17 protein-coding genes are annotated in these 22,242 nt (G+C 51.5%); 12 read left to right on the top strand and 5 right to left on the bottom strand.

Annotated elements, in window-relative coordinates; genetic code table 11:
- Positions 1-6: 6 nt before the first annotated feature.
- From AC2T0J_RS00660 to AC2T0J_RS00640, 5 genes are all read right to left on the bottom strand, one after another.
- A complete protein-coding gene (locus AC2T0J_RS00660) occupies positions 7-3,111 on the bottom strand; it encodes an efflux RND transporter permease subunit (RefSeq protein ID WP_489808283.1) in 3,105 nt (1,034 codons plus the stop codon).
- Positions 3,112-3,123: 12 nt separating this feature from the next.
- A complete protein-coding gene (locus AC2T0J_RS00655; RefSeq protein ID WP_489808282.1) occupies positions 3,124-4,842 on the bottom strand; it encodes an efflux RND transporter periplasmic adaptor subunit in 1,719 nt (572 codons plus the stop codon).
- Positions 4,839-6,167: a TolC family protein gene (locus AC2T0J_RS00650; protein ID WP_489808281.1), complete on the bottom strand. Its 1,329-nt coding sequence runs from the start codon at positions 6,165-6,167 to the stop codon at positions 4,839-4,841. The genes AC2T0J_RS00655 and AC2T0J_RS00650 overlap by 4 nt, the downstream gene beginning before the upstream one ends.
- Positions 6,168-6,251: 84 nt before the next feature.
- On the bottom strand, positions 6,252-6,680 hold the full coding sequence (locus AC2T0J_RS00645; protein WP_489808280.1) for a hypothetical protein: 429 nt from the start codon (positions 6,678-6,680) through the stop codon (positions 6,252-6,254).
- A 131-nt stretch (positions 6,681-6,811) separates the two neighbouring features.
- Positions 6,812-8,023 carry a dipeptidase gene (locus AC2T0J_RS00640; protein WP_489808279.1) on the bottom strand — a complete coding sequence of 404 codons (1,212 nt, stop codon included), beginning with the start codon at positions 8,021-8,023 and terminating at the stop codon, positions 6,812-6,814.
- Positions 8,024-8,464: 441 nt separating this feature from the next.
- On the opposite strand from AC2T0J_RS00640, the gene AC2T0J_RS00635 reads away from it, so the two are divergent.
- From AC2T0J_RS00635 to murG, 12 genes are all read left to right on the top strand, one after another.
- Entirely contained in the window at positions 8,465-9,229 is a 765-nt protein-coding gene (locus tag AC2T0J_RS00635) for a SapC family protein (RefSeq protein ID WP_489808278.1), read from the top strand.
- Between the two features lie 95 nt (positions 9,230-9,324).
- Complete coding sequence (gene modF / locus AC2T0J_RS00630; RefSeq protein WP_489808277.1) at positions 9,325-10,770, top strand: molybdate ABC transporter ATP-binding protein ModF; 1,446 nt, start codon at positions 9,325-9,327, stop codon at positions 10,768-10,770.
- Positions 10,771-11,100: 330 nt separating this feature from the next.
- Complete coding sequence (mraZ, locus tag AC2T0J_RS00625) at positions 11,101-11,559, top strand: division/cell wall cluster transcriptional repressor MraZ (RefSeq protein ID WP_105934320.1); 459 nt, start codon at positions 11,101-11,103, stop codon at positions 11,557-11,559.
- Complete coding sequence (gene rsmH, locus AC2T0J_RS00620) at positions 11,556-12,491, top strand: 16S rRNA (cytosine(1402)-N(4))-methyltransferase RsmH (protein ID WP_489808276.1); 936 nt, start codon at positions 11,556-11,558, stop codon at positions 12,489-12,491. The genes mraZ and rsmH overlap by 4 nt, the downstream gene beginning before the upstream one ends.
- Complete coding sequence (gene ftsL / locus AC2T0J_RS00615; protein WP_489808275.1) at positions 12,488-12,808, top strand: cell division protein FtsL; 321 nt, start codon at positions 12,488-12,490, stop codon at positions 12,806-12,808. The genes rsmH and ftsL overlap by 4 nt, the downstream gene beginning before the upstream one ends.
- Positions 12,805-14,583 carry a peptidoglycan D,D-transpeptidase FtsI family protein gene (locus tag AC2T0J_RS00610; protein ID WP_489808274.1) on the top strand — a complete coding sequence of 593 codons (1,779 nt, stop codon included), beginning with the start codon at positions 12,805-12,807 and terminating at the stop codon, positions 14,581-14,583. Before ftsL ends, AC2T0J_RS00610 begins: the two co-directional genes overlap by 4 nt.
- Complete coding sequence (locus AC2T0J_RS00605; protein WP_489808273.1) at positions 14,573-16,102, top strand: UDP-N-acetylmuramoyl-L-alanyl-D-glutamate--2,6-diaminopimelate ligase; 1,530 nt, start codon at positions 14,573-14,575, stop codon at positions 16,100-16,102. Before AC2T0J_RS00610 ends, AC2T0J_RS00605 begins: the two co-directional genes overlap by 11 nt.
- Positions 16,099-17,505, top strand: coding sequence for a UDP-N-acetylmuramoyl-tripeptide--D-alanyl-D-alanine ligase (murF, locus tag AC2T0J_RS00600; RefSeq protein ID WP_489808272.1), 1,407 nt, complete (start codon positions 16,099-16,101; stop codon positions 17,503-17,505). Before AC2T0J_RS00605 ends, murF begins: the two co-directional genes overlap by 4 nt.
- Positions 17,499-18,581, top strand: coding sequence for a phospho-N-acetylmuramoyl-pentapeptide-transferase (gene mraY, locus AC2T0J_RS00595; RefSeq protein ID WP_489808271.1), 1,083 nt, complete (start codon positions 17,499-17,501; stop codon positions 18,579-18,581). The genes murF and mraY overlap by 7 nt, the downstream gene beginning before the upstream one ends.
- A gap of 3 nt (positions 18,582-18,584) precedes the next feature.
- Complete coding sequence (gene murD / locus AC2T0J_RS00590; RefSeq protein WP_489808270.1) at positions 18,585-19,910, top strand: UDP-N-acetylmuramoyl-L-alanine--D-glutamate ligase; 1,326 nt, start codon at positions 18,585-18,587, stop codon at positions 19,908-19,910.
- Positions 19,907-21,181, top strand: coding sequence for a cell division protein FtsW (gene ftsW / locus AC2T0J_RS00585; RefSeq protein ID WP_489808269.1), 1,275 nt, complete (start codon positions 19,907-19,909; stop codon positions 21,179-21,181). The genes murD and ftsW overlap by 4 nt, the downstream gene beginning before the upstream one ends.
- Complete coding sequence (gene murG / locus AC2T0J_RS00580) at positions 21,174-22,238, top strand: undecaprenyldiphospho-muramoylpentapeptide beta-N-acetylglucosaminyltransferase (RefSeq protein ID WP_489810405.1); 1,065 nt, start codon at positions 21,174-21,176, stop codon at positions 22,236-22,238. The genes ftsW and murG overlap by 8 nt, the downstream gene beginning before the upstream one ends.
- The last annotated feature ends 4 nt before the right edge of the window (positions 22,239-22,242 follow it).

Raw genomic sequence — 22,242 nt, 5'->3', positions numbered from 1 at the left:
ACCGGGCTAGCGGAGATTAGTCCGCTTGATCAGGAAAAATCCCGCCGGCACCACCAGTAAAGACAGCACCAGCGCACTGGCCATGCCGCCCACCATAGGGGCGGCGATCCGACTCATGACCTCCGAACCGGTGCCGGTGCCACTAATAACCGGCAATAAACCAATCATTACCGTTAATACTGTCATCAGCACCGGACGCACGCGTTTAAGAGCGCCTTGTTCAACGGCTTTGCGCAGACTGGTGATCACCTCTTCATTCTCTGACGGCAGCACTTGCGCACAAGTGCTATTCAGATAGATCACCATAATAACGCCAATTTCAACGGCCACACCGGCCAGTGCAATAAAGCCAACGCCAACCGCCACAGAAAGATGGTAGTCGAGTGCGTAGAGTAACCATACTCCACCGATAAGGGCCATTGGCAGGGTACCGAGTATCAGTACCACATCGCTCAAACGGCGAAAACTCATAAACAGTAAGATCACTATCACTGCCAGTGTCATGGGCACTACAAACGTTAGTTTCTGCATCGCCCGTTCAAGGTATTCATACTGTCCGGCCCATTGCAGTGTGTAACCGGCGGGGAGATTTAATTTTTCATCCAGTTCGCGCTTTGCCTGATTAACATAGCTTTCAATGTCGATACCAGTAACATCGATAAAGGTATAACCGGTTAACCGCGCGTTTTCACTTTTTAAGGCCGGAGGGCCCTCAGCAATGCGGATATCGGTGATATCACCCAGAGTAATTCTTTCTCCGCCGGGGGCCACGAACGGTAAGTCCGCCAATGCTTCCGGGCTGTCCCGGTAGTGTTGAGGATAACGCAGATTCACCGTGTATCGGGCGATATCTTCGATTGTTGAAGTAATGGTTTTACCGCCAACGGCTGTACTGATAAGTTGCTGCACCTGAGCCACCGACAACCCATAACGGCTAATCGCCAGTCGGTCGATATCAATATGAATATAACGGGCACCTGCGACGCGCTCGGCATACACCGACTCAGTACCATCCAGATCACCAAGTAGTTTTTCGATGTTGGCACCAATGGCCTCAATTTGCTTTACATCCGGACCCGATATTTTAATCCCCAGTGGCGTTTTAATGCCGGTGGCCAGCATATCGATACGGGTTTGAATGGGCATAACCCAGGCGTTGGTCAGTCCGGGATATGCAACAGTATTATTGAGTTCATCACGTAAGTCCCTACTGGTGAGCCCCTCACGCCACTGTGACTTGGGTTTGAGCTGAATGAAGGTTTCAATCATGGTCAACGGGGCCGGGTCGGTTGCGGTTTCAGCCCGGCCCACTTTACCAAACACGGTTTTTACTTCAGGTACTGTGCGGATTAGTTTGTCGGTTTGTTGCAGAATCTCCCGGGCCTCTGCAATGGATACGCCGGCGTAAGTGGTCGGCATATACATCAGGTCTCCCTCGTCCAGAGGTGGCATAAATTCACTGCCCAGTTTCGACAGGGGGTAGTAAGCGGCGAGTGTGATCAGCAAGGCCAACAGTAAGGTGATTTTAGGAAAGCGCAGCACCAGTCTCAGGGCAGGTTTGTAAGCCGCCTGAGCAATACGGTTAACCGGGTTACGATCTTCCGCCGCAATCTTACCGCGGATCAGATATCCCATAAGCACCGGGATTAATGTGATGGCCAGACCCGCAGCCGCGGCCATGGCAAAGGTCTTGGTGTAAGCCAGCGGCGCAAACATCCGGCCTTCCTGGGCTTCGAGAATAAATACCGGCAAAAAGCTTACCGTGATGATCAGCAAACTGAAAAACAGCGCAGGGCCGACTTCGGTTGCGGCTTTACTGACCAACTCCCAGCGGTCAGCGTCGGGCGGGGCTTTTTCCAGATGCTTGTGAAAATTCTCTATCATGACTATCGCGCCGTCGGTCATCGCGCCGATGGCGATAGCAATGCCGCCCAGGGACATAATATTGGCATTAATACCCTGCCAGTGCATTAGTAAAAAAGCGCCGAGTATGCCCAGTGGCAGTGTCACCAGAGCGACCAACGCGCTGCGCAAGTGAAGTAAAAACAGCCCGCAGATAAGCGCCACAATGAAGAGTTCTTCCAGTAGCTTATCCCACAGATTATCAATGGCGCTGGCGATAAGATTAGAACGATCATAGACCGTAGTAATCGTCACCCCCTCAGGCAGGCCAGCCTGCAGTTCGCGTAGTTTAGTTTTAACTCCATCGATGGTTTGCTGCGCGTTTTCGTTATAGCGCATCACAATAATTCCCCCTACCGTTTCGCCTTCGCCATTGAGTTCAGCGACGCCCCGTCGTGGAGCCGGTCCTTCTCTGATGTCGGCCACATCAGCAAGGGTGATGGGGGTGCCTGAATCAGAGACTCTCAGGGTAATCTGGTGAATATCTCGTAGGGTCTCAATATAGCCACTGACCGTGACCATGTATTCCGCTTCGGCCATCTCAATAACTGACGCGCCCACTTCCTGATTGTTTTGACTGACCGCCTGTTCTAATTGGCCCATCGTCAGGTTATAGGCGTCCAGTTTGTTGGGGTCGGCAACAATTTGATATTGCTTTTTCATGCCACCAACGGTGGCGACTTCCGACACTCCAGGTACCGATTGCAGGGCAAATTTAAGATACCAGTCCTGCAAACTGGTGAGTTCATCGATATCGTGGTGGCCACTCGGATCGCTCAGCGCGTACATATACACCCAGCCCACGCCGGTGGCATCGGGGCCGAGCCTTGGTTTCGCTGACGCTGGCAGAGTCGGGGCTACCTGAGAAAGGTATTCCAGCACCCGGGAGCGGGCCCAGTACATGTCGGTGTCATCATCAAACAAAATGTACACATAGGAGTCGCCAAAAAACGAAAACCCACGAACAGTATGCGCACCCGGTACCGACAGCATGGCTGACGTCAGCGGGTAAGTAACCTGCTGCTCTACCACTGAGGGGGCTTGCCCAGGGTAGTTAGTCTGAATAATCACCTGGACATCGGATAAATCCGGAATAGCGTCTACGGGGGTTTGTTTTATCGACCAGATGCCTGCCGCCGTGAGCATCAGTGCCGCAAGCAATACCAGGACGCGATTGTTAAGCGACCAGTTAATAATCACTGCTATCATGACTGGTTCCTGCTAGTGACCGGCATGGTCCATGTCGTGAGACATGGCCATGGCGGGTTCAATATGAGTGATAACAAACTCGCCGTCTCTAATTTCAAAAGTAAAACGGATAGCTTGCTCTGGTTGCCAGTCAGCCGGGTCAATATGGCTGCTGAGGGTAAAATCCATGGTTGCAGGGCCGCGTCCCCACTTTTCAATGGCGGCACGGGAGATATTCATGGTTTGGTGTTGTTCATTGATATTGTTAATGGTGCCATCAACCGTGGCTGAAGGAACACTCGACGCAATGCTGTTGGTATCAATCGCAATAATTTCTACCATGCCATCGCTATCACGATTCAGTTCGGCATCAAGGCGAATATCGCTACTGAGGTCAGCCAGGCTGACTTCGTTGCTGATGGCAAAATCCATAGTCATCCCGGGCCAGTCCCAGGCCTCCACAGGAGCATGGCTGGCGGTCAGTGTTCGCGCCTCGCTATCAATAGCCTCGATAGTTAACGTTACCCACTGGGTATCATTACTCTCGTTATCGTCCTGGCCTGATATCCTCGACAGGTCGGCATCTACGGCACTTTCTGAATCAATCAGGAATAAGCCGTTCATTACCACTTCATCCCCTTCTTTAAGGCCTGTGGTGATTTCGGCATAGTCTGCAGTGATGCGACCAAGCGCCACCGCCGTTGAACGGAATTCACCGTTGCCCAGTGCCAGCACCACACGATCGTTGGCGGCCGTTCTTATCAGCGCAGAGCGCGGTATACTCAGGCTTTCTTCCCCTGCTGTATCGAATGATACGGTGGCATACATATTGGGTTTCAAGCGGCCGTCAGGGTTATCCAGTCTCAGTCGGACTCTGAGGGTGCGGGTTTTGCTGTCGAGCTCAGGGTAGATAAAGTCGACAGTGGCGGTAAATGTTTCTCCCGGCAAGGCTGCCAGCGTTACGCTTAGCAACTGGTTTTCAGTGAGGCTATTGGCGTAGCGCTGGGGAATGCTGGTCGTAATCCAGACGTCCTCAAGGCTGGCTATGGCCAGCATGGTAACGCCCGGCGTGACATAAAAACCGGGGCGAATATTGAGGTTAGTGACATAGCCGTCCTGCGGAACCTCAAAGGCGATTCGTTGTTGCACTTGTCCTGTTCTATCCAGGTTTTGAATAACCTTAGCCGGCAATTGCAGGGCAGTGAGCCTGTCTCGGGCTGCGTTGATCAGTGACTGATTATTACGATTGCGGGCCAGCAGGTATTCCTCCTGGGCATTGACCAATTCTGGCGAGTAAAGGGTATATAAAGTATCACCTTGCTTCACCGGCTGACCGTCAGTGTTGACAGTGAGTTGTTCCACCCAGCCACTCACTCTGGGGTGAACGTGGATAATCCTGTCTTCGGCAACTTCCACAACACCGGAGGCCGCCACGGCTTCTGACAACGAGCGGGTTCGGGCTATGGCTGTGGTTACTCCCAGGCTCTGAACAATCTGCGGTGAAATACTCACCGTTCCCGGTGGAGTACTTTCTTCTCCGGAATAGACGGGCACCAAATCCATGCCCATGGGCGATTTGCCCGGCTTATCCCGGCGGTAACTGCTGTCCATTGGTGCGACCCAGTAAAGAACTTCCTTTTCATTAGCGGCGGTGGCATTACCCTCACCATGTGGGGGGGGGGCGGCTAACAATGTATAACCAATACCTACCCCGACTATCAGGGCAATAACAGGCACAATAAAACGGTTCATAGTGAACTTCCGTAAAGCGGTGAGGTGGGGTTAAGAAAATAGTCGAGCCGGGTCATCAGCGCAGCCATGTCACCTTGCAGGTTTAGTAATTTCAGCTGGTCATCAATCAGCGCCAGGTGGCTTTGCATCACATCGGAAAAGTTGCCACTGGCGGTGGTGTAAGCGTTAAGTGCAGCTTCGTAATGTTGTTGACGCAGCGGCAATAACGTTTGTTCATAACGGTTAATGCGAGAATGCAGAGAGGGGTAACGGGCATAGAGCTGATTAACCTCACTGAACTGTTGCTGGATAACCAGACGTTTTTCGGTTTCCAGGCTTTCTGTTTCGGCCACGGTAGCAGCCAGAGCGGCTTGTTTCACCTTGCGGGAGAATAGCGGTACATCAACACTCATTCCCACCGACACAAAGTCAGCCCGGGAAGTGTTGTTCGATGCCTCCTGGCGATACGCATAGCTGGCATTAAACTCCCACTGCGGTTCGAAACTGGTTGCCACCTGCTGCTGTTTTATCTTCTGCACATCAATCCAGGCATTGCGACTGATAACCCGCGGGTGTTGCTGTAAACGTTCCAGTAGTGCCGAAGTGTCGCCAGGCAGAAGTGATTGTTCGAGAAGACTGGTTAACCAACGTTGATCGGCCTGATTCGGAGTGATGTCGGTTAACGTGGCCTGCTGCATTGGGGTCAGCCAGTTAGATAAACCGGCAATGGCAGCTTGCTGCGCAGAGGTCAACGATTCCAGACGGTCTTCCAGTGCAGTATGCAGCAATTCCATACCGAGCACGTCATACTGACTGGCACCTGAAGAGCTGGCGTAGTTATTTTTAATGGCGGTGGTCAGTTGATCCAGCAGTTGTAGCTGCTTGCTAACCAGCGTCTTACTGTTGTGCAGAAGAATAATATCAATCCACGCCAGTGTGATAGCCCGGGTGACTTCAGCTTTGCGCAAAGCTCGTCTGGCCGGGTGCTCAGCTGCTTTGGCTGCCAGCGCGCTGCGTTGCAGGGCTATAGAGTCTCCGCGGGGTAACATTTGGCTGACCCCCACCTTAAGTTGGGTCATGGCCTGTTCGTTAAGAGCGAATCCGTCGGTGGGGACATTGAGCATACCCACTGACACCCGAGGGTCGGGCATAGATTGTACCGCATTGCTCTGAGTTGCCAGAGCGTGTTCGCTCTGTCGGCTTCGGGCCAGGGCATAATCTTCACTTAACGCTTGCGACAGTAACTGTGGTAACTGTGGCTGTTGGACGTGCTGTGCTGTAGCTAAAAACTGCCAGCAATTCAGTAAAATACCTGCTGACACGACATATAAAGAAGGAAGTTTCATACTTGCCTCAATGGTTAACCTTTAAAAAGCGGGTACAGACACCCGGTCACAATGCCTCAGGCACTGGACTAATGAGAGGTATGGTTAACTCAGGCTTATTGGAGGGCGAAACAACGAGGTGGGGAATCCGGAAAACGCCACTACAGGCTGACCAACAATTTGGCTTGCAGCGGTTTTGACCATAAGGGGGGCTGACATGCCGGCCAAATAACTGACTAAGTGGGAACTGGCATGCTCGCACTGGCAGCCATTCTTAGCGCAGGGGGTAGTTTGCTGAGCGCAATTATGCTCGTGCTCGCTCTGGCAGCAATCCGCAACTGAAGAGGCGTCGGCCTGTTCAGCGTGTGCAGTATGAATCATGTCTTTGCCAGATTGATGCATCATACAGTCTGTGTTTTCTGTCTGCATGGTATGCGCTACCTGTGTTTCCGCCATACGCAGACTGTCCGCCTGACCTGATGTCGGCAGAATAATCAGCATGCTTAGCAGAAAGTAACAAAATAGCCGTTGCACTGAATAATCCGGTCACTGTACTAACGTGAGTATACGATATTCATAACAGACAGGGAAACACTGATTTTGCTTTCACCGGGTAAACCCATTTGCTGCTGATTTAGCCCGGTGAATTAGTGTAATGTGCCGGGCTAATGCGCGGCGGCGTAGGTTTCTACTTCCGTCCATACCCGCAGCAGGTTCTCGCCCAGCAATTTGGCAATGTCGGTTTCTGAGTAACCCCGGTCAAGTAGTCCCTGCACCAGTGACGGGTAAGACGAAACGTCCTTGAGTCCAATTGGCAGCGAGTCGCCAACGCCATCGTAGTCAGAGCCAATGCCCACATGGTCAATGCCAATAAGGCCTACTACGTGATCAATGTGGTCGAGTACGTCGGCTAATGTGGAGTAGGGATAAGGATTTTCCTTGCTGTAATTATCAGCAAAATTCGCTACCTGTTCGCTATCAGCGCCAAACTCTTTGATTAAGGCATTGCGTTGTTTGGTGCGGTTATCACTCCACATACGGGCTTCTTTGGTCACAAAGCCAGAGCCAAAGTTAATCATTACCACACCGCCATTTTCGCCCAGCTTTACCAGCATGTCGTCGGTCATATTACGTTCAAAGCCCGGCGTAAAGGTACGTAATGAAGAGTGCGAGGCAATCACCGGCGCTTTACTGATTTCGATAGCCTGATAAAAGGCATCATCGGAGACATGGGAAATATCCACCATCACGCCAATGTTGTTCATTTCGGTTACCAGTTCTTTACCGAAGGGGCTCAGACCATTCCACTTGCGGCGTATGTCGTAGGATGAGTCGCTGATATGGTTAGCTCTTGAGTGCGCCAGCGTAATATAGCGAATGCCGCGCTGATGGAAAATTTCGAGGTTTTTCAGGTCTCCCTGGATTGGCGAGCCATTTTCCATCCCCATGGGCAGGGAAATTAATCCTTTGGCAAATTGCTCACGTACGTCCCGCGGACTCATGGCAATGGCGAACTTATCCGGGGCGCGGGCTGTGATGGCCTCGACGTTGTCGATGAGCATGTGAGCAAGCTGCGTAGATTCATCTGAGTCATCGAGGCTGGCGGGCACGTATATCGACATGAAAGGGGCGTTCAGGCCACCGCTCACTGCACGTGGGTAGTCAAAGTCACCGCCTTCGGTGGCTTTAGTGACATCTACCCATTTGTTGTGAACACGGTACGGCACATCAATGTGACCATCCACAATAATATAACGTTGGGCAATGTCCTGCGCTGTAGACAAGCCTTTGGGCGGCTGACTGGGTGCAGATGTCGACTGGCAGCCTGTTAATAGTGCGAGTGCCGAAACAGTGCCCAGCAAGAAAGCGTGCTTCATGATGTAAATCCCTGTAAGTATTAACGTGAGTAAGTGTTTTTTTATAAACCTACCATGATTTTTCAATTTACTCACCTGGTGGTTTATTCTGGAAGGTGTTTGTTTGCTTTAATATTTTATTCATCTTGTTGGGGTACCCTCTTATCGGACTGACTGTTGGGTGGCTGGACGCGCAAGTTGAAATACGCCATACTGCCCGGCGATTGTCTGGCATCAGAGACACAACAGGTGGCGGGAAGTGTGACCGGCACAGGATGGACTACCTGTGGGGATACATCCATCAGACCGGCGCCATAGCGGGTATCGTAAATAAAATACCAACTTGTTGGTATGCGCCCCCTTGAATAATGTCGTCAGACCCTTATTAACTAAAAAATAACAGGTGTTGGTGTCTGATACGGATACCAGACCACACATTACAATTGAATCGAGATAGTACTTATGGCAATGAACTTCGTACCGCTGGATAAAAATAAACATAAAGATCTGAAAGTAGCGGTAGATCCTGCTTTTCCATACGCGAAAAATACCCACCTGGCCGCGGCATCAATTCGTGAATTTGCACAATTAGCCGGCGCTATGCCACTGGTGTTTATCCAGGATCCAAAAACTAACAAACATCACGTAGTGGCAATGCTGGGCATCGAACCAGGCCAAAACCTGTTTTTACAGGACGGCAAGTGGAATGCACCGCATATCCCGATGAACATCATACGCTATCCGTTCGACGTGCGTCCTGATGGCGACAAGCTGGGCGTTTATATCGATGAAAACAGTGACCTGATCAAAGAAGAAGGTCAGCCGTTGTTCAAAGAAGATGGTAACCCATCAGATTTTCTGAACAACCGTCAGCAACTACTTGGCGACCTGGCCAACAGCGAAATGCTCACTCAGCAGTTCGTCTCTAAAGTGGTAGAGCTGGACCTGTTAAACCCAATGCAACTGCGCGTTCAGTACAGCAACGGCCAGGGCCGAAACGTTGGTGGTATCCTGACCATCGATGAGAAGAAACTGGTCGAGCTGGCAGACGAGCAAGTGGTAGAACTGCACAGAGCCGGTTTCATGGGTGCTCTGTACGCCATGATGCTGTCTCTAGGTCAGCTTAACCGCCTGATTGAGCTTTCTACCAATGCTGAAAGTCCAATCAAAGCCATGCAAATGGAACCCGCACCAGCAGAGCAGGCTGAGGCGGCGCCACAGCAGTAATTTACTGCACGGCAAAGAAAACAAAAAGGGTGGGCGAGAGCCCACCCTTTTTATTGATATCCAATAAACCTGAACCATCCTGTGGAACGTTTTTCATGTCACTCACTTTAGTTAATCCCAGCGTAAAATTATCGGCAACTCTGACCGTTGAAGGTCCGACACTGACTATTGCAGAGCGGCAACACACCATTATTAGTGGTTTGAATGGCAGCGGTAAATCGGTTCTGGCTGCATTGCTTGCCGGAGAGGGGAAAGAGCTTAGTGGCGAGCGGCAATTAAGCGGCCGCTGCGGATGGGTGAGTGTGGGGCAACAGCAGGCTGTTATAGAAGCTGAGCGCCGTAAAGACGACGCTGATATTCTCGATGTGGTGCCGGTAGCGAGCACGGCAAAAGAGATTATCCTGCGGGATCAGACTGCCGGGCAAGGCGTCACGGAAGCCATGACAGAGTTGGCCGGGCTACTGGGTATCTGTCATCTGCTGGAGCGCGATTTTCTGGCCCTGTCTACCGGTGAGACGCGTAAAGTGTTATTAACCAGAGAGCTGCTGCGGGAGCCTGACTGGTTGGTACTGGATGAGCCGTTTGATGGCCTAGATGTTGAAACGGTGGGCAGGTTCACCCAATACCTTGATAAGCTGCGCACCCGCTGTACCCTGATTATGGTGGTGAACCGGGTAAGTGAAATTCCTGTCTGGGCGCGGCGCCTGTTGTTCTTACAAAATGGTCGCATCGCCTGGCAAATTGATGGTGACACGCTTGATGACACCGCGTTGCGGCCCCTCAGGCAAATTATGCACATGCAACAAAATGTCGAAACACTGCCCGGACGCGACAGCGATTGCCATGCGCCGGTGTTAAGCGACCCGGATGCGCCACTGGTCAGGCTTAACAGTGGCCGGGTCGCCTGGGGTGATAACGTAGTCTTTGAACATCTTAACTGGACTATCGAGCCGGGTGAGCACTGGCAGGTATCTGGCCCCAACGGCTCGGGCAAAACCTGTTTGCTGACGTTGATCACCGGTGACAATCCACTGTGTTATAGCAATGATTTAAACGTGTTTGGCTATCAGCGCGGTAGTGGCGAGAGCATCTGGGACATAAAACAGCACCTCGGCATTATTTCTAACAGTTTGCACTTGCAGTATCGTGTTAACTGCTCGGTTGCAGATGTAGTGTGTTCCGGCTTTTACGACAGTATTGGCCTGTACAAAACCCCCACCGATCGGCAGCGGTTACTGTGCCGGGAGTGGCTGGTTGCGGTTGGCCTGGAGCAAGAAGCAAAATCGCCGTTTCAGTCATTATCTTTTGGCGATCAGCGTTTATTGCTGATCGTGCGGGCGATGGTGAAACATCCTAGCCTGTTGATTCTTGATGAGCCTTGCAATGGTCTGGATGAGATCAATCGCACCAAGGTGCTGGCCATGCTCGATTTACTGGCACGGGAAGGCAATACCACATTGCTGTATGTTAATCATCACAGTGAAGATAAGATCCCGGCGATCAAAAATACGCTGAATATGCAGGATTACCATCCACGATAAATATTTTTATCACGAGGATCTCAGATCTTTTTAGAATTAATTACCCACTTCACCTTAGCTTTGCTTCTAAGAAGAGCAGGTTTTCCCACTTTTCCCCCTTTTTCCTTCTTTCTAATCAGCCACTTCAACGCAAAGCCCGTAAATACGGCTTTTTTCCCCATTTCGTTACTCATCCTGTATGGCGCGTTTTTGCTTGACAGTGGGGAGGAATGATACCTAAACTGTCAAAAGTGGGTAAAAGTGGCAAATAGTGGATCATATAATCAACGTTTTGCAGATCAGATCTCATAAAACACGAATAATAAGATCAATACACAAAAGGCTAGGGGAATGTTCCGCGGCGCTAACGCAATCAATCTGGATTCTAAAGGGAGACTGGCTATTCCGACAAAGCATCGGCAGCCCCTTCTGGATGATTGTGCCGGACAACTGATCTGCACCATTGACACACAACAAAGCTGTTTGCTGCTTTACCCGCTTCCCGAATGGGAAGAAATCGAACTCAAGCTGAGTAAGTTTTCCAGCAACATCGAGCAGGAAAGACGCAAGATTCGCCTGTTACTCGGTTATGCCATCGACTGTGAAATGGATAAGAGTGGTCGTGTACTCATTCCTGTACCCCTGCGTAATCATGCCAAATTAGACAAAGAAATTCTGCTGGTTGGGCAATTAAATAAATTCGAAATCTGGAATTCAGAAATCTGGGCTAAACGTATCGAAGAAGATATGGAAGTTGAGCGTTCTGGTAACTTTGAGCTCACTGAGCGTTTACAGGACTTCTCACTATGACCGTAGCGTTTTCGCATACTTCTGTACTCTTGCAGGAATGCTTGGACGGTCTGGCCATCAAGCCTGACGGCATCTATATCGATGCGACCTTTGGCCGGGGGGGGCATTCGGGAGAAATACTGAAACAACTGGGTCCAGACGGCAGGCTGATTGCGTTCGACCGCGATCCTCAGGCTATTGAAGCAGCGGCTCGGTTTGCCGAAGACAGTCGCTTCGAAATTGTGCATTCGGCGTTTGGCGACATGGCTGACGTGATTGAACAAATGGGTCTGACTCAGCAAATTGATGGCGTATTGATGGATTTAGGCGTTTCCTCGCCGCAGTTAGATGATGCTGAGCGTGGCTTCAGCTTTCTACGTGACGGTCCGTTGGATATGCGCATGGATACGTCGCGGGGCCTGAGCGCTGCTGAGTGGCTTAACAGTGCCGACGAGCAGGATATTACCCAGGTCATCAAAGAGTTCGGTGAAGAAAAGTTTGGTAAACGTATCGCTCATGCCATTGTTAATTATCGCAAAGAACAGCCGCTTTCCCGAACCAGTGAGTTAGTCACGATTATCGACCAGGCCGTACCGGTCAAAGACAAGTTCAAGCATCCGGCTACCCGCACTTTTCAGGGCATTCGAATTTATATCAATGCGGAGCTGGAACAACTCCGAGTAGGTCTTAAAGCCGCCACCAGCGTTTTACGATCCGGTGGTCGTATGGCTATCATCTCTTTTCACTCGCTGGAAGATCGCCTGGTTAAACGCTTTATGAAGGAACAAAGTAAAGGCAAATCGTTCCCGCCCGGCTTACCGGTAACCCAGGCAGAAATAGACGCCGATAAGGTACTCATCCTGATTGGCCGGGCCATTAAGCCCGGCGACGAAGAACTCAAACATAACGTGCGATCCCGAAGCGCGGTACTCAGGGTGGCGGAAAAACGATGACCGGTTCGACGACCAACTTTAATTTCCTCCTCATCCTGGTTACCGAATTGACCCGCCACAAGTTGCGGGTTTTGTTGTTTATAGCGGTTATCGTCAGCGCCCTGGCGGTTATCCTTAGCACACACCACAACCGCCAGCAAAATATTGCCCTGGAAGAGCTGATGCGCGAGAAAGATCAGCTCGACGTGGAATGGCGTAATCTGGTGCTGGAACAGCGTGCATTAACCGAGCACAACCGAATCGAAGCTATGGTCCAAAAGGAACTCGACATGCATCGCCCCGATGTAGATGACGAGGTGGTGGTGCGGATCAAATGACGTCTATCACGTTAAAAAATACCAAAACCAGGGCTGGCGGGGCAAAAATCAATACCCGTCCAGGCCCCATGCAATGGCGCTTTTTACTCGTAGTGGGTATTATTGTGCTGGTGTTTCTGATCCTGGCGCTACGGACAGCCTTTATTCAGGTTATCGCCCCGGATGCACTGATCGAACAAGGTGACAGTCGGACGCTAAGAACCCGCAATACCCCGACATACCGGGGGCTTATCACTGATCGCAATGGCGTAGAATTGGCCGTAAGTGTACCGGTCAGGGCTATCTGGGCCGATCCGAAAATTATTCATGAGCAAAATGGTCTTAATCAAACCCGTCGCTGGCTGGCTCTTGCCGAGGTGCTGGGGCAGGACGTTGATGAGCTGGTGGGCAAAGTAGACAATCCGAAACGCCGCTTTGTGTATTTACAGCGACAGGTCTCGCCAGCGATGGCGGATTATGTTGAGAAACTGGAGATCCCCGGTGTTTATTTACGCAAGGAGTCACGCCGTTACTATCCTACAGGCGAGGTTGCGGCGCAGTTAATTGGGATTACCAACGTTGACGACAAAGGCATCGAAGGGCTGGAGCGTTTATACGATGACTGGCTGACCGGTTCGCCTGGCACTCGCAAGATACGCCGTGATGCCAAGGGCCGTCAGGTGGAGGTGCTTGAAACCAAAGATGGCGAGGCAGCAGGTAACCTGACGCTGACTATTGACCAGCGAATTCAGGCCCTGGCCTATCGGGAAATTAAAGAGGCCATGTTGTATTACCAGGCCAGTTCTGCATCAGCCATTGTTATTGATGTTCACAGTGGTGACATTCTGGCCATGGTGAATGCGCCGTCATTTAACCCTAATGATCGCAGCGATATATCCCCCCGACGAATGCGTAACCGGGTGATTACGGATGCCTTTGAACCCGGCAGTTCATTAAAACCCCTGGCAGTACTTAGCGCATTGGAGTTTGGCGTAGTAAAAGTGGGAGATATTGTGGATACCTCCCCTGGCTGGATGCGCCTTGGCGGCAGTCTGGTTAAGGATTTCCGTAACTACGGTAAGCTTACGTTGGCCGAGATTATTCAGCATTCCAGTAATATGGGTACCTCGAAACTGGCCTTGTCAGTACCAAAACCTTTCTTGCTCGACACCTATTACAATATGGGGCTGATGTCAGACACCGGTATTAATATGCCGGGTGAGAGTAGCGGCATTTTTCATGAACGCAGTCGCTGGTCTGAATTTGAGTTAGCCACTTTATCCTTTGGTTACGGCATTTCGGTAACCACCGCGCAGTTAGCCAGAATGTATTCAACGATTGCGTCGGGGGGGATCAAGCGCCCGCTCAACATTGTTAAAAACACCGATAATCAGGCCTACAAGCCGAGTACAGAACGAGTGATCAGTGAGCAGAATGCCAAAGCTATTATGGCCATGATGGAAACGGTTACCCAGGAAGATGGTTCAGGAACTAAAGCTCGTATCCCCGGCTATCGGGTCGCGGGCAAAACCGGTACCAGTCGCAAAGCCGTGGCGGGTGGTTATGGTGAAGAATATGTCAATATTTTTGCCGGCATTGCGCCACTGAACGATCCCCAACTTGTCACAGTCGTGCTGATTAATGAACCTGGTGGCGACCTCTATCACGCCGGTGATACCGCGGCACCGGTCTTTTCTGAAATTATGGGTGGTGCATTGCAACTTCTCAACATTGCGCCGGATGATCGTCAGGTAAGTGCCACGCAGGTAGTAGAGAGGTCGACCAATGGTGGTTAATGCTTTTATGCAAAGTTTGCATGCATTGCTCATTAAATTTGGTATCAATGCACCGGATATTCGGGTCCATGGACTGACATTGGATAGTCGCGAGGTTACGCCTAAGCTGGCTTTTGTTGCCGTAAACGGACATAGTCGTGATGGCCGAGATTTTATTCCCCAGGCTATCAGTTTGGGGGCCCGCGCGATTTTGGCTGAAGCCGATGAAGCTGGCGAACATGGTCAGGTAATGATGCGGGAACATACGGTTATTGTTAAGGTGTGGGGCCTTTCTGACCTGCTTTCTTCACTGGCTGCGGCATTTTACGACTACCCGGCAAATAAACTGGCGACGATTGCAGTTACCGGGACTAACGGCAAAACGTCGGTGGTGCAACTGATTACCCAAATGAAACATTTGTTGGGTCACCGTGCCGCGTCAATCGGAACCCTTGGCAGCGGGATTTACCGCGACGATGCCGATTTAAAGCCACCGGCCAACGGCAATACCACGCCTGACGCAATTTCAATGCAGTATTTATTGGCTGAGTTTGTGCAGCAGGAAGTGCATCAGGTGGCCTATGAAGCGTCATCTCATGCGTTGGTGCAAAATCGTCTTAAGCAAGTGAATACTGACATTGCCGTATTCACTAACCTGACCCGGGATCACCTTGATTATCACGGTACCATGGGGGCTTACGCTGAAGCAAAGCTGGGGCTGCTTGATTTGCCCGGATTGCATTCTGTGGTGCTCAATTACAACGACGAAGCCAGTCTGGCATGGGCGAATAAGGCGAATAAATCTATTCAGAAAGTCTGGACCGCGGTGTTGCCAGAACCTGCCCGAACTATGCCAGAAGGTCGCTATTGTTTTGCCACAAATGTGCAATACCATCCCAATGGATGCCAGTTCAGGCTCGCAACATCCTGGGGGACAACCGTGGTACAAACCGATTTACTGGGGCACTTTAATATTGCCAACCTGATGAGCGCAACGGCGGCTTTACTGTGCCAGGGCGAGCGTTTTGATAATGTGGTGAAAACCATCGAGCAGGTACAGGCAGTCGCCGGTCGCCTGGAAGTATTTGAGTTTCCTGACCATGCCAATGTGGTGGTGGATTATGCCCACACCCCGGATGCGTTGAGTCAGGCACTCAAAGCTCTGCGTCTGCATACCGATGGAAAGCTCTGGTGTGTGTTTGGCTGCGGTGGTGACCGTGACAAAGGCAAACGGCCGTTAATGGCACAAGCTGCCGAACAAGGTGCAGATGAACTGGTGATCACTACCGATAACAGTCGCTCAGAATCACCTTCGGCGATTGCCGACGATATTCGCGCCGGCCTTAATCACCCTGAGAATGTGCAGGATATCCCGGACCGTGAACAGGCTATTCGTTATTGTCTGACTAATGCCGGTCGCAATGACCTTATTCTGGCTGCGGGCAAAGGGCACGAGAGTTATCAAATAATTGGCGAACAAAAAATAAACTATAACGAACGGGAAGCCATTACCCGTTTGCAGCAGGAGTGCAGCAAATGATTACCAGGTCTTTGATGTGGATAGCAGCGCAAATAAAAGGTCGTCTTGTTGGCGAAGACTGCACTGTATCTGCCGTGAGCACTGATACCCGAACCCTGACGCAGGGCGCAGTATATCTGGCTCTTAAAGGCGAGAATTTCGACGGTCACCAATTTGTTGAGGCCGCCGAAAAAGCCGGTGCAGTGGCCGTTATTGCCAGCCAGCCGGTCACGACCGGATTGCCGGTGATTTACGTTGACGATACCAAACTAGCGCTGGGTCAGCTTGGCGCGGCAGTCAAAGCAGAAGTAAAACCAAAAACCATTGGTATTACCGGCAGCAGCGGAAAAACCACCGTCAAGGAAATGTGCGCTGCGATATTATCGCGTCGGGGTAACGTATTGGCCACTGCAGGCAATTTTAACAACGAAATCGGTGTGCCACTCACCTTACTGCGTCTGACTCCGGAACATGAGTACGCGGTGGTGGAAATGGGCGCTAACCATCTCGGTGAGATTGCCTACACCACTGATCTGGTGAAACCGGATGTGGCGACCATCGTGAATGCAGCAGCGGCCCATCTCGAAGGGTTTGGCAGCTTGCTCGGGGTGGCCCGGGCTAAAAGCGAAATTTTTAAGGGGCTGGGCGAAAAAGGCCTGGCTATTGTTAACCAGGATAGTCAGTTTGCTGAATTCTGGTTAGGCAAACTCAAGTATCAGCCTGTGCAAACCTTCTCGCCGGATAATCATAATGCGCAGGCCGACTTTTATGCGACTGACATCACCATTGATTTGAATGGCTGCGCGGAATTTGAGATGCACTCGGTGCAGGGCAATACTGATATTCGCCTGGCTGTGCCCGGCATGCACAATGTCGGCAATGCACTGGTTGCTGCGGCGCTGACCATGGCGGTCGGTGCTTCGCTGGAAGATGTTAAGTATGGTTTGCAAGACATGCAGGCTGTTGGCGGGCGGTTAAAAGTGGTGCCGCTAACCGAACAGGTGCGCATTCTGGACGACACCTACAACGCTAACGTGGGATCAGTCAAAGCGGCTATCGACACCCTGGCTAGCTTCTCCGGCCGTCGGGTACTGGTACTCGGTGACATGGCGGAACTGGGCGAAAAAGCCCGTTACTACCATGAACAGGTCGGAGAATATGCCAAAGAGAAATTCATCGACTGTCTGTATACCTACGGAGTGCTGAGTCAGAGTGCTTCAACAGCCTTTGGCGATAATGGATACCACTTCAGCGAACAAACTGCTCTGATTGAGGCGCTGGAACAAGATTTAGGTCATGAGCAAAGAGACTTAACCATTCTGGTAAAAGGCTCCCGCAGTGCAAAGATGGAAAATATCATAGCGGCGTTGGAGAAATCGCCGCTGGGAAAGCTTAGTCGTCGGCGGGAGAATATAGCATGTTAATATGGCTCGCCGACTGGCTGACACAATTTGAATCAGGCTTTAACGTCTTCTCGTATCTCACCCTCAGAGCAATCCTGAGCACGCTGACGGCACTGTTGATTGCCATCATTATTGGTCCGAAGATGATCCGCTGGTTGCAGCGAATGCAGATTGGCCAGACGGTGCGCACCGATGGTCCGGAGTCACACTTATCCAAGTCAGGTACGCCAACCATGGGCGGATTACTCATTCTCGCTGCTATTGTTATCAGCGTGCTGTTATGGGCCGATTTAACTAACACCTATGTGCTGGTGACCTTATTTGTAGTGGTCACCTTTGGCATTATCGGGTTTGTCGATGATTACCGCAAAGTGGTACGCAAGGACTCAAAAGGCCTGATTGCTCGCTGGAAGTATTTTTGGCAATCGGTACTCGCTCTGTGTGTGGCGTTTTATCTGTATTCCTCGGCGCAAACCATGGAAGAAACCGCATTGTTGGTACCTTTTTTTAAAGAGGTGCTGCCACAGCTGGGGATTCTTTATATTGCCATTGTTTATTTTGCGCTGGTGGGCACCAGCAATGCCGTTAACCTCACCGATGGGCTGGATGGTCTGGCCATTGTACCGACCATTTTAGTGGCTGGTGCGTTTGCGATTTTTGCTTATGTCACCGGTAATGCGAATTTTTCCGGCTACCTGAATATCCCACATATCCCGTTAACCAGTGAGTTGGTGATCGTGTGCACTGCCATTGTTGGCGCAGGACTCGGATTTTTGTGGTTCAACACTTACCCGGCCATGGTGTTTATGGGGGACGTAGGTTCCCTGGCTCTGGGGGGCACGCTGGGCGTGCTGGCTGTGCTGGTACGTCAGGAAATCGTGTTGATTATTATGGGCGGTGTGTTCGTGATGGAAACCGTTTCGGTCATCATGCAGGTCGGTTCTTATAAACTCAGAGGCCAGCGTATTTTCCGCATGGCACCTATTCATCACCATTATGAATTAAAAGGCTGGCCAGAGCCGCGGGTGATTGTAAGATTTTGGATCATCTCACTGATTCTGGTGTTGATTGGTTTGGCAACGTTGAAGCTACGATAGATTATGACTGAAACACAGCGCTTACCACAGTATGTGATTGCCGGTCTGGGACAGACCGGACTTTCCTGTGCGCGCCATCTGCAACATCAGTCGGTGGCTTTTAAAGTGTGGGATACCCGCGCTGACCTGTCAGTGAGTGATGAACTGGCTGCTCAGGTCGCGGCAGAGATCACCTGTGGCGAACTGCCACGAGATTACTGGTATGGCGTAACGCATCTGGTGTTAAGCCCGGGCGTAGCGACGGATATACCGGAAGTTGCCCGGGCCAGACAGGCTGGCGTAAGTGTAATTGGTGATATTGAATTATTTGCGCAGGCAGTCAGACAGCCGGTGATCGGAATTACCGGCTCCAATGGCAAAACGACGGTGACCCTGCTAACCACCCATATATTGCAGCAACTGGGCTTTAATGCCGTTGCGGTTGGCAATGTCGGTTTGCCCGCCCTGGACTCCCTGCAACAACCCGCGGATATTTCGGTGCTGGAACTATCCAGCTTCCAACTGGAGACTACCCGCAGTTTACCCCTTGCCGCCGGTACTATACTCAATATTTCTGCCGATCATCTCGACCGTCATCACACCCTGGCAGCTTACAGCGAAGCCAAGCAGCGCATTTTTGACCATTGCCAGGTGGCTGTGGTTAATCGCGATGACAGTCATACCATGCCAGTCACGTCTGTGGCGTCGAAAGTGGCTACCGGACTAAGCGTGGCTGTGGAGGACTTCGGCTGGGAGGCCGCGCAGCAAATAATTACCTACAACGGCAAACCTTTGCTGGCGCTCGCCGATACCGCACTGGTGGGATTGCATAATGCACTGAATATTCAGTCAGCACTGGCGCTGGTCAGTGTCTTCACCGAGGATATGGCGGCCGCGGCGCAGGCGGTTAAGTCCTTTAAAAACGCCGCGCATCGGTGTTCAAAGGTTGCTGAAGTCGCGGGCGTCAGTTTTATTGACGATTCAAAAGCCACCAACATTGGCGCCACCGAAGCGGCCCTGCGAGGACTAGCCGACAGTCTGGATGGCAATCTGATCCTTATCGCCGGTGGAGACGCAAAAGGCGCAGATTTAACCGAATTAGCCAATTCGCTCAGCGAGCATGTAGATGTGGTGATTGCGCTGGGTAAGGACGGCCATGTACTGAGCCGGATTGCCGCGCATGGTTATTATGTTGAAAGTCTTGAACAGGCCGTTAGACAGGCGTTCGCACTGGCAAAGCCGGGCGACACGGTACTGCTGTCACCGGCTTGTGCCAGCCTGGATATGTTTAACAACTATCAGCACCGGGCTGAGGTGTTTCATCAGGCAGTACGGGAGTTATCAGCATGAATGCAGTGACATCCCAGTTAGCCGGTCTTTTCGCCGCGAGACACGATAAACCCAACACTACTGCACCGGCATTTGACGGCGGCATCGTGTTGGTATCCTTTGCGCTTATGGCGATTGGTCTGGTCATTGTGACCTCTGCTTCCATGCCGGTTGCTGACCGCCTTCATGATAACCCGTTTTACTTTTCCATTCGTCACGGGATTTACCTTATTGGGGCCATTATTGCCGCAATGATCACGGTGCAGTTACCCATGCAATTCTGGCGTGTAACAAACCCGTATATGTTGCTGGCGGCTATTGGTCTGCTGATTGCTGTACTGTTAATTGGCCGTAACGTTAACGGCTCCACCCGCTGGCTGGTAGTCGGACCTGTCACGGTTCAGGCGGCGGAGCCGGCGAAACTGTTTTTCTTCTGTTACCTGGCGGGCTATATGGTCCGGCGTTACGACGAAGTAACCGAAAACCTCAAAGGGTTTATTAAGCCCCTGGTGGTATTTTTCATTCTGGCTTTATTGCTGCTGGCGCAGCCCGACCTGGGCACCGTCGTAGTCATGCTGGCCACTACAATGGGGTTGCTGTTTTTAGCCGGTGCCAAACTCTGGCAATTTTTCGCTCTGCTGTTTGCCGGCGTCTTAGCGGTGGTGGCGCTGATCGTGGACTCTGAATACCGATTGGCGCGAGTGACCTCTTTCTGGGATCCCTGGGCCGACCCATTTGGCAGTGGTTATCAGCTTACGCAGTCATTAATGGCTTATGGGCGGGGTAACTGGTTTGGACAGGGACTAGGTAACAGTTTACAGAAACTCGAATTTCTGCCCGAAGCGCACACCGATTTCGTGATGGCGATCCTGGCCGAAGAACTGGGCTTCACCGGAGTAATGGTGGTGCTGCTGTTAATGCTCTGGCTGGTTATCCGCGCTTTACAGATTGGCAATCAGGCATTGGCAAATGAACGGGCCTTTGAAGGGTTTCTCGCCTATGCCATTGGTATCTGGTTTAGTTTCCAGACCGCGGTAAACATCGGCGCCAGTGCCGGTATTCTGCCTACTAAAGGCTTAACACTGCCACTGGTTAGTTACGGTGGTTCAAGTTTAATCATTATGGCAGTGACGGTTGCCGTGCTGTTGCGCATTGATTTTGAGCTGCGCGTGGCTGGAGTACAGGCACTTGATAAAGGGCGCAAGCGGGAAGGCAAAGCAAAAGTGAAAGCGGCGCAACAACCACTGGAAAATGCCAGTCAGGATTTAGCCGGGGAGCCGGATGATGAATAAGCGGTGTCTGATAATGGCTGGCGGGACCGGCGGACACGTGTTCCCGGGGATAGCAGTGGCTAATGAACTGGTGCGACGAGGCTGGTATATAGACTGGCTGGGTACGGCAGAAAGAATGGAAGCTGAGGTGGTTCCTGCGCATGGTTTTCCCATTCATTTCATTCCGGTGAAAGGATTGAGAGGGAAAGGTATTACTGCCCGACTGTCAGGTCTGCTGGCGCTGATTAAATCATTGTTTAATGCCCGTAAACTCCTGCGGCAGTTAAAACCGGATGTGGTTATCGGAATGGGCGGATACGCCAGCGGTCCCGGTGGGATCGCGGCTAAAAGTCTTGGGATCCCGGTGATTATTCATGAGCAAAACGCTGTCCCCGGAATGACCAACAAGTTACTTGCGCGTATTGCCAGCAAAATAATGCTCGGGTTTGCTGCAGCTGCGCCACATTTTGCCAGTGCACAGGGAAAATGTCAGACGGTGGGTAATCCGGTGCGTGATGCGATCCTTGCTGTGCAACCGAAGCGTGAAACATCACAACCTATGCGAATGCTGGTTGTGGGTGGCAGCCTGGGTGCGCGACCGCTAAACGAACAATTACCGGTTATTTGTCAGGCTTTTGTGGAACTGGAGATTCGCCATCAGTGCGGTAAAGGCAATGAACAAACAGTGCGCAGTGCTTATGGTGACAAACCGGTTACGGTAACTGAATTTATTACTGATATGGCAGCAGCCTATGAGTGGGCAGACTTTGTCGTGTGCCGCGCCGGCGCACTCACCGTAGCGGAGATCGCAGGTGCTGGTAAGCCCGCCATTTTTGTGCCGTTGCCACACGCGGTGGACGACCATCAGACGCTGAATGCGCGCTATCTGGCCGACCAGAATGCCGCCAAAGTGGTCGCACAATCGGCACTTAGTCAGGAATTACCGGTGATCCTGCGCCACTGGCTGGAAAATCCTGAAGACTGTGTCAGGATGGCGGCCAATGCAAAGCAGTTTGCACCTTATAATGCAGCTCAACAGGTGGCAGATGCCTGTGAAGCTTTAATGAGAGAGAGATAGCGGT

The organism is Alteromonas sp. ISO5, from assembly GCF_058105165.1.
This window is presented reverse-complemented; position numbering and strand designations above follow the sequence as displayed.